Here is a 13,237-nt window from a genome sequence, read left to right as displayed (position 1 = left end):
TTGTCGTTGGTGACCTTGACGAGCGTATCTTCAAACACTTTTATCGATGATTTGATTGGATTGAGCCAAATTAAAAAAGAATTACAAAATTCATTTTGTTTTGATAGATTACTTTAAGTCTTTGGTAGTTTGCGCAAAAAGTATATTTTTGCAAGCAATAAAAAAAATTCATAATATAATTATTATTCATCCATAAACTAAACTAATACTCCATGAAATACTTAATAAATTTTATTAAATTAAAACAGCTGCATTAAAATAATTCTTTCTTTTCCTGTAATACAATTTTGCTTTTTTACTCTAAGAAAGCACCTAATTACATTTTTTAGCGGTTGCTATCAATTAAACATTTAAAACTTTTTAAAATAAATTCAACATGAGAAAAATTTACTTAATGTTGCTTATTTTCCTTTCTGTAACTGCCTTTGGGCAATACTCATCTGAGATTTATAATACCTCAAATTCAGGAATCGGCAGCAATAATGTCAGGGACATTGAAATTGATAATAACGGTTTGCTATGGTTATCAACAAACAATGGTGTTTCAACATTCAATGGAACTGCATTTACAAATTATAATACAAGCAATTCAGGTATTATGTCCAATGCTATCCTGGAAATAGAAATCGATGGTTTACAAAGAAAATGGATGGCATCGCAAAACAACGGGATTATTTTATTGAACGGAACGACTTGGAGTAATTATACTGCCTCAAATTCAGGACTACCCAATAATGCAATTAAGGGTATCGCAGTAGATGGTGCCAATAATTTATGGGTGATCACATCAGAGGGACTTACTAAATTTACGGGTACTACTTGGACTACCTATTCTTCACTTCCAAACATAAATTCTTTAAAGGTTGACAGCAACAACGGAGTTTGGGTTACAAATAACAATACATTGTATAAATTTAATGGAACTGACTTTACATTTATTGGGCAGAATGTGAAAAAACTATTAAATGCCTCAGGTACGAAAGTATATGTTGAAGGTATTGATGGTATGTTGACGTATACAAATTCTGGAACTTTACTTAGTAGTTACACTCAAAGTAATTCTTGTCTTGGAGGAAGCACTTTAAATGCTCTTGATGTTGACAACAGCGGTAGAGAGTGGATTGCACTGGGTGGAAGTGGATTGCAGAATTTTAGCGATTGTATAATTTATACTTCTTCAAATTCAAACCTTCCAAACAATATTTTAACAACACTTAAAACCCAAAATACAAGTACTGTTTGGATAGGTTATTCTCAAAATGGATTAGTAAAAGCAACGCCACAAAACATTGGAGGTTGCTGGGACGTTATCAGTACCGGATCTTCTTATTCTGTAGGAATAAAAACAGACGGAACTTTATGGACTTGGGGAAATGATAACTACAGCCAATTAGGAGATGGAGGAGCAATTGCAAGAAATGCTGCAGTTCAAATAGGTACAGCGAGCAATTGGAAGACCGTGAGCGCAGGAAGCAGTCATGTATTGGCTATTAAAAACGATGGTACCCTTTGGGCTTGGGGAGATAACTCAAGTAGTAAATTAGGAGATTATACTAACGCCAACAGGATTGTTCCGACACAAATCGGTACGGTTACTACCTGGAAAGACGTGAGTGCAGGATCTAATCACTCATTAGCACTTAGAACAGATGGTACCCTTTGGGCCTGGGGAAATAATGATTATGGGCAGCTGGGAGATGGGTCAGATATTCTAAGACCTATTCCCTGGAAAGTAGGAACAGCAACAAATTGGGTAAAAATTGCTGCAGGTAGCGATCACTCTGTAGGTATAAAAGCTGATGGAACTCTTTGGACGTGGGGCAACAATACATCTGGGCAGTTGGGTAATGGAACAAATGTCCAAACGATATATGATGTTTCGCCAAAGCAAGTGGGGACAGCTACAAACTGGCTTAAAATTTCTGCAGGATCTTACTATACATTAGCTGTAAAATCTAATGGTACTCTCTGGGGTTGGGGATCGAATCAATCAGGGCAATTAGGAAATGGAACTTTGAGTAACAGTAATTCACCAGTACAAATTGGAACAGCTACAAATTGGAATATCGTTAGTGCGGGAGCAAGTCACGCATTAGGAATTAAAACAAATGGAACTCTTTGGTCATGGGGATACAATGCTTATGGACAGCTAGGTAGCGGTACAAGCGGCAATACGGTAAATACTCCTACTCAAGTAGGTACTTCTGCAAACAGTTTATTGGTGTCTGCTGGAAATAATCACAGTCTTGAAGTAAATTTTGCAGGTTCTTTAAGAGCTTCAGGGCTGAACAGTAGTGGTCAATTAGGAGATAATACACTTGTTCAAAAAAATACTTTCACTGCTGTTGTTTGTCCGTCAAGTTGCAGTGTTCCAACTCAACTTTCTGTTGCAAACATCGCTTCTACAACTGCTACCATTAATTGGGCAGGGGCTACAACGGCACCTGCTAACGGTTATATGTATGCTTACAGTACAAATCAGATTGTGGGAGGTATAGATGGTACTACTTTATCAAATACGGCTAATTTAACAAACTTAACACCGAATACTACTTACTACTATTGGGTGGCATCTCATTGTGGTTCCAGCCAAAGCCGTTGGGTTTATGGAGGAACATTTACTACACTTGCCGATTCCGGCTGCTGGAATGTCGTTGCTGGCGGTTCTACCTATGCAATAGCCGTGAAGTCAGATGGTACAACATGGTCTTGGGGTAAAAATGAATTTGGCCAATTAGGAGACGGAACTACAATAAATAGAACGGCTCCAGTGCAAGTTGAAATTTCAAACATCTGGAAAATGTCTGCCGGAGATCAACATGTTGCAGCGATTAAAACAGATGGAACACTTTGGGTCTGGGGGCGTAACAATTTTGGACAACTTGGAACTGGTAATACTATTGACAAGATAATCCCGGTAAAAATAGGAATGGCCACAGATTGGGTAAGTGTTGCCGTAGGATCATATTTTACTATAGCAGTAAAGGCCAATGGAACTTTATGGGCTTGGGGTCGTAATACCTATGGTCAGTTTGGAAATGGAACTACTTATGATAAGAATGTTCCTACACAGATTGGAACCCTAACGAATTGGAAAACTGTCACCGCGGGAGATAATCATGCTTTAGCTTTAAAAACAGATGGAACTATTTGGGCTTGGGGTGAAAATTACAGTGGGCAGTTAGGAATTGGCTCTACGACGAATAAAACTACTCCTGTACAGATACTCACAGGGACAACTTGGAAAAGTATTGCTGCCAAAGGTAGTCATTCATTGGCAATAAAAACAGATGGAACCCTTTATGGATGGGGAAGCAATATTCATTCGCAATTGGGAATAGAAGGAACTTCAGGTTCATCATTGGGAACAGGATTAGGTTCAAGTGCCAGCCCTTATCCGGTGGGGACAGCCACAAACTGGAAACTTGTTGAAACATCAAGTTTTTCATCAGCAGCCATTAAAAATGATGGTACATTGTGGGCTTGGGGAGCAAACGGAAATGGAACGTTAGGAGATGGTACGGTAGTACGTAGAAGAAATCCTGTGCAGATAGGAACGTCTGGCGATAGGAAGAGCGTGTCATTAAGCGATTATAATACATATACTATAGCAAATGATGGAATTTTATCTGTAACAGGGTGGAATTCGGAGGGGCAATTAGGTAACGGTACTACCAATATTGGAAGAACAATTTTACTTCCAATCTCTTGTGTCACTGGAAATTTACAATCTCAGGAAATATCATCAATCTCAAGTAATCTGAAGGTATACCCCAATCCTGTACAAGATTACTTGACTGTTTCATCAGATGAAAAAATTATCTCTGTTACGGTTTTTACTATTTCAGGTCAGCTTATACTAACTAAGGAAATCAATGATTTTAAAGGGGTTTTGAATTTTTCTGACTTACAATCAGGAGTTTACATAATTAAAGTTGTTGGGGCTGGCAATATAGTGAAATCAGTTAAATTTATTAAGAAATAGATAATATAAATTAATTTCTACTAAAGTAGATTTACTAAAATTGAAAAAATTCAGCGTGCACATTTATATGGTACGCTGTTTTTATTTTAAATTAGAAAACTATATATTTTTCAATGTACCATATCAAAATATATGTCTAAATTTGATCTATGTTGCTTATATCTAATAGTAAAAGCGATGTCTTACATAAAGCTATATCTAGTACATAGTACATTGAAGAATTTCTAAGTGTAACAAGCAATTATTATTTTGTCCAAAAATGGAGTTCAGGTAAATGATAACGAAGCTAAAATTATATTAGAACTACTATACTTAGTAGCAAAAAACTTCAATAAGTCAAAAGAGAGAAAAAGATCTAACCGTAAGGAGATTTCGAACACTTAATAATTGTAGATTATAAACCTATTGTGGCAATTTCAGACTGTTTATTTCAAACAGAATAAGCATTTTACGTTTAAAAATGTCGAACACAAAAAATTAGATTGTAAAAATTTGATAAGAAGATATTTGTAAATAAAAAAAAAGACAACTAAAATAGTTGTCTCTTTTAAGTACTTGACAGTATTAACCTCGAACCAATTTCTAGAAGATCTTGATAGAATTTTAAGGATAGGAGCTCATATTTAATTCAAACTTCTATATTCATTAGGAGTGACACCCGTTCTCTGCTTGAAAAGTCTGATAAAATGCTGTGGATATTTAAATCCTAATTCGTAAGCAATCTGAGCAATAGATTTATCAATGTTGAAAACTCTTTCCTTGGCAACATCAATAATTTTATTCTGAATATATTCCTGTGCAGTTTTTCCTGTTTCTTTCTTAATCAGATCTCCAAAATAGTTGGCTGAAAAATGTAATTCATCTGCACAATAAGCCACAGATGGAAGCCCTACGGTATTAGGTTTCTCAGATGAAAAGTAGGTGTTTAATAATTCTTCAAATTTTTCTAAAATACCTTTATTCACATTTTCTCGCGTAATAAACTGACGGTCATAAAAACGGTCACAATGATTAAGAAAAAGCTCAATATTTGATGTGATGACTTTTTTACTGTGTTTATCTACTGGTCGGCTCAATTCAGATTGAATATCAGCGAACATTTCCAAAACCATTTGCTGCTCTTTTTTAGAGAGGTGTAATGCTTCATTGGTTTGATATCCGAAGAAACCGTATTCAGAAATACTTTTAGCTAAAGAAGTTCCCTTGATTAAATCCGGATGAAAAACTAATCCGTGTCCCAAAGGCTGATAGATGTCAATTTTATTTTCTACATCAACAATTTGTCCCGGAGAAACAAAAACCAACGTTCCTTCCTGGTAATCATAAGTTGCCCGACCGTACTTGAGGTCACCGCATTTCACATCTTTTAAAAAAATACAGTACAGATTAAAGTACATTTTAGACCCGGTCCTTTTATGCGCTTTTGAAAAATCTATCACACTTACCAAAGGATGTAAAGTTTCGTGATTATTAAATTGATTATAATCATCCACTGTCTCAAAATTGATGGAATTGCTCATTGCTGTATCATTTTCTAATGCAAATCTAAAGATAAAAATAACCTCTTTTTTACAATCAGAGTCAGAACAGTAATATTGGTTATCAATTCCGTAATCTGTCTACCAATATGTTTGTCAATAGGTTGGAAATTTGCAATAACAAGTTAATAAAGAATATTAACTTCTTTATGAAGCAATAATTTAAATTAAATCAAAAATGAAAAAAGTAATATTAAACAACGGATTAAAAATGCCAATTTTAGGATTTGGAGTATTTCAGGTACCGGATCCTGCGGAATGTGAAAAAGCTGTTATTGATGCTATCGACACTGGATATAGATTAATAGATACTGCTGCATCTTATGGAAACGAGCAAGCTGTTGGTAATGCGATCAAAGCCAGCCAGGTTGCAAGAGAAGATTTATTTATAACAACAAAGCTTTGGGTGCAGGATGCTGGATATGAAAATACATTAAAAGCTTTTGAAACATCATTGAAAAAACTTCAGTTGAATTATCTGGATTTATATCTTATTCATCAACCTTATGGAGATGTATTTGGTTCTTGGAGAGCAATGCAGGAATTGTATAAACAAGGAAAAGTAAGGGCTATAGGTGTTTCCAATTTTCATCCGGACAGGATCGCAGATTTAATTGCCAACAGTGGATTTACACCGGTGATCAATCAAATCGAGACTCATCCTTTCCATCAACAGGCTGAAACACAAAAATTCTTAATTGAAAATAATGTACAGATAGAATCCTGGGGACCTTTTGCAGAAGGAAAGAATGATATTTTTAATAATGAAGTTTTAAAAACAATCGCAGAAAAATATAACAAATCTGTAGCTCAGGTGATTTTGAACTGGTTAACAAGCAGAAATGTTATCGTTATTCCAAAATCGGTAAGAAAAGAAAGGATGGCTGAAAATTTCAACATTTTCGATTTTGAACTTTCTTCTGAAGATATGAATGCTATCGCCACTTTAGATACTACTTCCAGTCTTTTCTTTGACCATAGAGATCCTAATATGGTTAAATGGCTTAGTGAAAGAAAATTGGACTTTTAATCAAATTTCATCAGTAAAAATATGATCAAATGAATAGAAGAGATATAATAAAGACAGCTGGTTTAGCAGCCGTTGGAAGTACATTGCAAACTTTCAATTCCATACTTAAAGCAAATACAATTGATCATAAATTGTCAGAAGGAATATCACCTTTTGTACAGCAATTTTCCGATGTGGAAGCGCCTTTAAAAACAAAATAAAATTTAGTAAAAATGGAAAAAAGATTATTAGGAAATAACAAATTAGAGATTTCCGCATTAGGATTAGGATGTATGGGATTAAGTTTTGGTTATGGAAAAGTAACCGAAAAACAGGAAGCGATTCAGTTAATAAGAACCGCTTTTGAAAATGGCGTAACTTTTTTTGATACAGCTGAATGTTATGGCCCATTCACTAACGAAGCATTAGTTGGAGAAGCATTGAAACTCTTTAGAAAAGATGTTGTAATTGCCACCAAATTCGGATTTGAAGATGGAGATTCTACAAAGGGCTTAGACAGCAGCGCTGCAAGAATCACAAAAGTGGTAGAAGATTCTTTGAAAAGACTACAGACAGATTATATCGATTTGTTTTATCAGCATAGAGTTGATCCGAATGTCCCGATTGAAGATGTTGCGGGAACTGTTAAAGATTTAATTACTGAAGGCAAGGTCAAGCATTTTGGTCTTTCGGAAGCTGGCGTGGAAACGATTCGCAGAGCACACGCAGTACAATCCGTAACCGCTTTACAAAGTGAATATTCTTTGTTTTACCGTGAACCTGAAAAAGAAATCATTCCTACATTGGAAGAATTAGGAATCGGATTTGTTCCGTTCAGTCCATTAGGTAAAGGTTTTTTAACAGGAGCAATCAATGAAGAAACAAAATTTGAGGACTCAGATTTTAGAAATATTGTGCCTAGATTCTCTGAAGAAAACAGAAAGGCAAACCAGGCCTTAGTAGATTTATTAAAATCAATTGCAATGGAGAAAGAAGCTACTCCTGCTCAGGTTGCTTTAGCTTGGTTGCTGGCTCAAAAGAGCTTTATTGTTCCAATTCCGGGCACTACCAAATTACATCGTTTAAAAGAAAATATTGGCGGAGCTGATTTAAAACTGAGTTCTCAGGATTTATCTGAAATCGAAGATGCTCTTTCTGTAATTAAAGTTGTTGGAGAAAGATATCCGCAGCACTTAAAAGAAAGGGTCGGAAAATAAGAATATACTAAAATCAATCAAGTGTAATATTTTATTCTTACCAAAAGAAAAGTGTATTGATTTTCTTTTCTAAATTATTGATAATTAACTTTAAAAGAATGAGCAATGATAAATAAAACAATAAAATATTTAAGCTTAATCACCTTAATTTTAGTCTCCAGTTTTTTTGTTAGGGCACAAAATAAGGTGGCACAAAAACCAATTACTATTGCATCACAAGGCAATTTCTCAGCCGGAGGTTCGGTGATCAAAAGTGAAGGCGTTTTCGATCCATTAAAACCATGGAATGTGCCTCAAGGAGGGCAAACAAGGCACGGAGATCACGCGGATGTTTTTTACCAAATTCCTGTAAACCCTAAAAAACTTTCGATGGTTTTCCTGCACGGTTATGGACAGTCTAGACGAAGCTGGCAGACCACAGCAGACGGAAGAGAGGGTTTTGCCAATCTATTTTTAAGAAACGGTTATAGTGTTTATCTTGTCGATCAGCCAGGTCGTGGAGAGTCCGGGCAGACTACAAAACCCGGACAGATTAGCGGTACGCCAGATGACCAGACTTGGTTTACCCAATTTCGAATTGGTCTTTACCCCAAATTCAATGAAGGCGTTCAGTTTCCAAAAGACAGCATTTCTATGGATCAATTTTTCCGTATGATGACACCTAATACAGGAAATGTAGATGAAGCAGCGATTGTTAATGCAATGTCTTCGGTTATGGATAAATCCGGAAATGGGATTCTTTTCACACATTCGGCAGGAGGTTCACCTGGATGGAAAACAGCCATTAAGAATGAAAAAATTAAAGCTGTCGTTGCCTATGAACCCGGAGGATTCACCTTTCCGGAAGGAGAAGAGCCTGAAGGGAACAGAGGAGGAAAGGGTGTTCCGATGAACGAATTTATGAAACTGACCAAAATCCCAATTGTTGTTTATTATGGGGATTATATTCCCACTGAAGAAACTAATGCAGCATCACTAAATTTTTGGAGAAATGTTTTAGCAACTGCAAGACAATGGGCAAAAGTTGTCAATAGTCACGGTGGTGATGTTACTATTGTCCATCTTCCTGAATTGGGCATCAAAGGAAATACCCATTTTCTAATGTCTGATCTGAATAATGTAGAAGTTGCAGGATTATTATCAAAATGGTTGAAAGAGAAAGGTTTGGATAAGTAATATTGGTTGCATTATCCGTAATCTGTCTACCGATTTTAAACTGCTATTTTCTGAACTTTGTTAAATAATAATTGATATATGGAAAAGTTGAAAAATTATAGTGTATGGTTTTGTGCGGTACTTCTACTATTATCATCTTGCTCAAGAGCTCAGATATCAATGGCTGAAAAAAAGGAAATGCCTAAAGACAAAAATATATTGATTGTCTATGTATCACGAACAAAAAATACAAAAACAATTGCCGGCATCATTCATCAAAATGTCAGTGGAACCTTAGTTGAGTTGGAATTAGAGAATTCTTATCCCGAAGATTACAAAGCAATAGTAGATCAGGTGGCGAAAGAAAATGAAACTAATTTTTTACCTCCGCTTAAAACAAAGATTAGAGATATTGAAAAATATGACGTGATCTTCTTAGGGTTTCCAACCTGGGGAATGCAGTTGCCACCTCCTATGAAAAGTTTTTTGAGCCAGAATAGTTTTAAAGGAAAAACAATTATTCCATTCAATACCAATGCAGGTTACGGAATCGGAAGCAGTTTTGAAACCGTGAAAAAATTAGTTCCAAATAGTAAAATATTAGAAGGATTTACCATAAAAGGAGGAATTGAACGTGATGGAATTTTATTCGTAATGGAAGGAAAGAAAAAAGTTGAGGCAGAAAAGAAAGTGAAAGAATGGCTTACAAGAATCGGAATGTCTAAATAAAGCAGTTGAATTAATCTTTAAAAGTAAAATAATGAAACAATTGAAGTATTTCATTCTAATCATCCAAATAATAGGTGTTTCACTTTTTACAACCGATATGAAAGCACAACAATTGACAACACAAAGTAATCATTTAAGTGAAAAAGATAAAAGTACCATTGCCATTTCCTCATTTACAGCACAAGGTAAATTAAAGGAATTAAAAGGGAGCTTAAATTCCGGTCTTAATTCCGGTCTGACTATTAATGAAATAAAAGAAATTTTGGTACATACTTATGCTTATTGTGGTTTTCCGAGAAGCATAAGAGGTTTACAGACTTTTATGGAAGTTCTTGATGAAAGAAAGGCAAAAGGTATTAATGATGTTGTTGGAAAAGAAGCTTCTATTGTTGATAATGAAAACAATAAGTATGAGCGAGGAAAGGAAATTCTTGGTCAACTTACCCAAGCAAAGCAACCAGACAAACTTTCGGGCTATTCAGCATTTGCACCGACAATAGATACATTTCTAAAGGAACATCTGTTTGCTGATATTTTTGATAGGGATGTTTTGACTTATGCACAAAGAGAATTGGTGACAATTTCTGTAATCAGTGCTATTGGTGATGCTGAGCCAATGTTGCAATCTCATTTAGGCATCTCATTAAACGTTGGATGGTCACCACAGCAGTTGAATGAATTTGTTACTGTTATCAGCCCTACTATTAATAAAGAAAAATCAAATGCAGCAAAAGTGGTTTTGGATCAGGTTTTAAAAAACAGATCAAAATAAGTTGCTAAATATTAAAAAAATGGAAAAGATAACAATGTCAATAACGGCATTAATAATTATGGCAACAAGCTTTAATATTAATGCACAAACAAAAAATAATACTCAAACCAAAAAACCAAAAATGGGAAAAATTGAAGTAATCCAACATAATAATCCTTTCGGACTGGTTTATGATGATGCGATCACAGAAAATGTATCAGGAAAAGTGAATATCCATACGGTAAAATATAAATTGAATGGAATTGATATTGCAGCCAATGTTTACACCCCTGCCAATTATGATCCTTCAAAAAAATATGCAGCAATCACTGTTGCACATCCAAATGGAGGTGTTAAGGAACAGACAGCAGGTCTTTATGCACAGCGTTTGGCGGAAGCTGGTTATATTACAATTGCTGCGGATGCATCTTATCAGGGTGCAAGTGGAGGAGAACCTCGTCACACCGATAAACCTGTTTACAGAACAGAAGACATTCACGGAATGGCAGATTTTATTTCCCAATATCCCGGAGTTGATACCAGTCGAATCGGTGCATTCGGTATCTGCGGTGGCGGAGGGTATACTTTGAAAGCCACTCAATCTGACAAAAGATTTAAAGCGGTTGCTACTTTAAGTATGTTTAACTCTGGTGAAGTACGAAAAAACGGATTTCAGAATGTAGGATTAAATACAATTCAGGAACGTTTAAAACAAGCTTCTGATGCAAGAGCACAGGAAGCTGTGGGTGGTGAAGTTCTTTATTCCGGTGTGGCAAGCATTACCGATGAAGAAATTGAAAAAATCACGACTGATCTTTATCGCGAAGGATACATTTATTATTACAGAACCAATGCACATCCCAATTCAACATTTTTATATCCGACCAGTAATTTATTGGATTTAATGACCTGGGATGCTGCCGAAAATATGGATCTGATCAATCAGCCTCTATTAATGATGACAGGCAGCAAAGCAGATACTAAATATATGACAGATGAAGCATTTCCAAAAGCAGTAAATGCAAAAGGTAAGGAACTATTTATCATTGATGGTGCGACACATATCCAAACGTATTGGAGACCTGAATATGTTCAAAAAGCAGTGACAAAACTGACTGAATTTTTCGAAAAAAATCTATAAAAAGCTGAAAGTTTTAATATTAGGTGTGGCAAGGCAAATTATAACAAGCCTTCTTCTTATTAAAGAATTAAGATCAAATATTTAAATATGAAACAAATAGTTACATTACTTTTATCAATATTAATTGTATCAAGCTGTTGCAGTAAATCCACATTGGAAAGAGCAAGGACTAATATTTTTCCTAAAGGGGAAAAAGTAACCAATAACAATTTTACAGGCAACGTTTGGCTGCAAATGCTGGGACAGGACGAACAGACACTTAATATGGGTGTGGGTAATGTAACTTTTGAACCCGGAGCGAGAACTAAATGGCATCTTCATCCCGGTGGACAAATTATCCTTGTAACTGATGGGGTAGGATACTATCAGGAAAAAGGGCAGCCGAAAAAGATTTTACATAAAGGAGATGTTATCAAATGTCCTGCAAATGTTGAGCATTGGCACGGTGCAAGTGAAAATTCATATTTCGTTCAGATTGCAGTCACTGATAATAAGAAGGGTTCGGTAGAATGGTTACAACCTGTGAGAGAAGAAGAGTATCATAAGTAATGGAGATGGAAAAGATTGTTAAATTTTAAGAAATTTTTATCTCTTTTATTTAGAAATAATGTACTATCCAATGGAATAAAAAAACGGCGCCACTTGTCTTAAAGTGGCGCCATTTGGCTTTTGGTGAACTTGGCAGGACGCTATCCAAACTCTTTTTTTGCTGATATAGAAAATGTTTTAGAGTTATGTGGTTGAAAATAAGTAGTATATAAATATTGTCTTTACGTATAAATTTAAAAAGATGCTCTTCAAACACATTTCAGGAAGATTTTGTCTTATAAGTCAGTTTGATTTGCTGGAATAATTGTTTTACATCTTAACGATTGATAAAATATCGGTTGGTGATCAAAATATTAGATGAGAAAAGAGTTGGAATATTGTGATTCACTTTCAGGATGATAAAATCTAGATCAATTTTGGTTTTTGAATTTACATGTTGTTGTTGTTGTTGTTGTTGTTGTTGGCATTCTCAAAATTTTGCAATCTTTTTGAGATAATGCCTGCATCTAAGATTGAAGTTATGCTTCCTAGCACGAAATAGGCAAGAAGGAAAGCCATACCGGCCAAAATATAGAGAACTAGATATTTTGAAAACATATTCAGTTCGGCATAATTACAGAAAACCAAGATCGCAAAACCAAGCAATGCTAAAAGTACTGCAAAACAGAGCGAAAATTTTTTGAAATATATTGTTGTCTTAGTAAGATTAACATGGAGTTTGCCTAATTCATTAAATGACAGATGTGCTTTTGCACTTTTTATAATTGGCCAGTCGAAATTGTTTCCGAGTTTATCTTTAAGCTCGTTATAGGCAGGAATACTTTTGTAATTTGTCCTGAATCCTGAAATTATAAAGAATATATTTTCTTGTATGGCTGGCTCGATAAATTTATCCTTAAAGTCAGTTTGGAGATTTTGTAACAAGGGGTAAGCATCGATCATGTACTGTAGTTTTTGGAACTTCCTTTTCAGATGAAAATTTAAAATGTAGGGTGCTGCCAAAGATGTAAGAATTACTGTTACTAGTGTTCCTGCGGCTGTCACAATAGTGTTAATGTCCATAATATAAAAATATTTAAGTTTAAAATTTTAGTGGTTCGATTCGGTTATTATTTTCAGTTTTTTTGTCTTGCTAAGTAAGAAAAAGTATTGTTGAACCTTCT

The 13,237-nt window shown here is 35.1% G+C and carries 11 protein-coding genes; 9 read left to right on the top strand and 2 right to left on the bottom strand.

From position 1 onward, the window contains the following. Positions 1-376: 376 nt before the first annotated feature. Positions 377-3,985 carry a T9SS type A sorting domain-containing protein gene (locus ACM40_RS05820; RefSeq protein WP_083996798.1) on the top strand — a complete coding sequence of 1,203 codons (3,609 nt, stop codon included), beginning with the start codon at positions 377-379 and terminating at the stop codon, positions 3,983-3,985. Positions 3,986-4,608: 623 nt separating this feature from the next. Here the strand turns inward: ACM40_RS05820 and ACM40_RS05815 are convergent. Next, complete coding sequence (locus ACM40_RS05815) at positions 4,609-5,505, bottom strand: helix-turn-helix domain-containing protein (RefSeq protein WP_048501898.1); 897 nt, start codon at positions 5,503-5,505, stop codon at positions 4,609-4,611. A 196-nt stretch (positions 5,506-5,701) separates the two neighbouring features. Here ACM40_RS05815 and ACM40_RS05810 point away from each other — a divergent pair, with 196 nt between their 5' ends. The 8 genes from ACM40_RS05810 to ACM40_RS05780 all read left to right on the top strand — a co-directional run bounded on the left by ACM40_RS05810 (position 5,702) and on the right by ACM40_RS05780 (position 12,074). Then, positions 5,702-6,553 carry an aldo/keto reductase gene (locus ACM40_RS05810; protein ID WP_048501897.1) on the top strand — a complete coding sequence of 284 codons (852 nt, stop codon included), beginning with the start codon at positions 5,702-5,704 and terminating at the stop codon, positions 6,551-6,553. Positions 6,554-6,582: 29 nt separating this feature from the next. Further along, complete coding sequence (locus ACM40_RS20510; protein ID WP_007845923.1) at positions 6,583-6,753, top strand: hypothetical protein; 171 nt, start codon at positions 6,583-6,585, stop codon at positions 6,751-6,753. Between the two features lie 12 nt (positions 6,754-6,765). After that, a complete protein-coding gene (locus ACM40_RS05805) occupies positions 6,766-7,749 on the top strand; it encodes an aldo/keto reductase (protein ID WP_048501896.1) in 984 nt (327 codons plus the stop codon). Positions 7,750-7,935: 186 nt separating this feature from the next. Then, a complete protein-coding gene (locus ACM40_RS05800; RefSeq protein WP_228376146.1) occupies positions 7,936-8,925 on the top strand; it encodes an alpha/beta hydrolase in 990 nt (329 codons plus the stop codon). Positions 8,926-9,003: 78 nt separating this feature from the next. After that, positions 9,004-9,633, top strand: coding sequence for a flavodoxin (locus tag ACM40_RS05795; RefSeq protein ID WP_048501894.1), 630 nt, complete (start codon positions 9,004-9,006; stop codon positions 9,631-9,633). Between the two features lie 31 nt (positions 9,634-9,664). Further along, positions 9,665-10,405: a carboxymuconolactone decarboxylase family protein gene (locus ACM40_RS05790; protein WP_048501893.1), complete on the top strand. Its 741-nt coding sequence runs from the start codon at positions 9,665-9,667 to the stop codon at positions 10,403-10,405. Between the two features lie 19 nt (positions 10,406-10,424). Beyond that, on the top strand, positions 10,425-11,525 hold the full coding sequence (locus ACM40_RS05785) for an alpha/beta hydrolase (RefSeq protein ID WP_048502839.1): 1,101 nt from the start codon (positions 10,425-10,427) through the stop codon (positions 11,523-11,525). Between the two features lie 87 nt (positions 11,526-11,612). Then, complete coding sequence (locus tag ACM40_RS05780) at positions 11,613-12,074, top strand: cupin domain-containing protein (protein WP_048501892.1); 462 nt, start codon at positions 11,613-11,615, stop codon at positions 12,072-12,074. A 429-nt stretch (positions 12,075-12,503) separates the two neighbouring features. On the opposite strand, the gene ACM40_RS05775 is transcribed toward ACM40_RS05780, so the two are convergent. Next, positions 12,504-13,136, bottom strand: a complete 633-nt coding sequence (locus ACM40_RS05775; RefSeq protein ID WP_048501891.1) for a hypothetical protein — start codon at positions 13,134-13,136, stop codon at positions 12,504-12,506. Between the last annotated feature and the right edge of the window lie 101 nt (positions 13,137-13,237).

The organism is Chryseobacterium sp. BLS98, assembly GCF_001045445.1.
Classification (GTDB): Bacteria; Bacteroidota; Bacteroidia; order Flavobacteriales; family Weeksellaceae; genus Chryseobacterium.
Note: the sequence above shows the minus strand (reverse complement) of the source record. Positions and strands in the feature narration are given on the sequence as shown.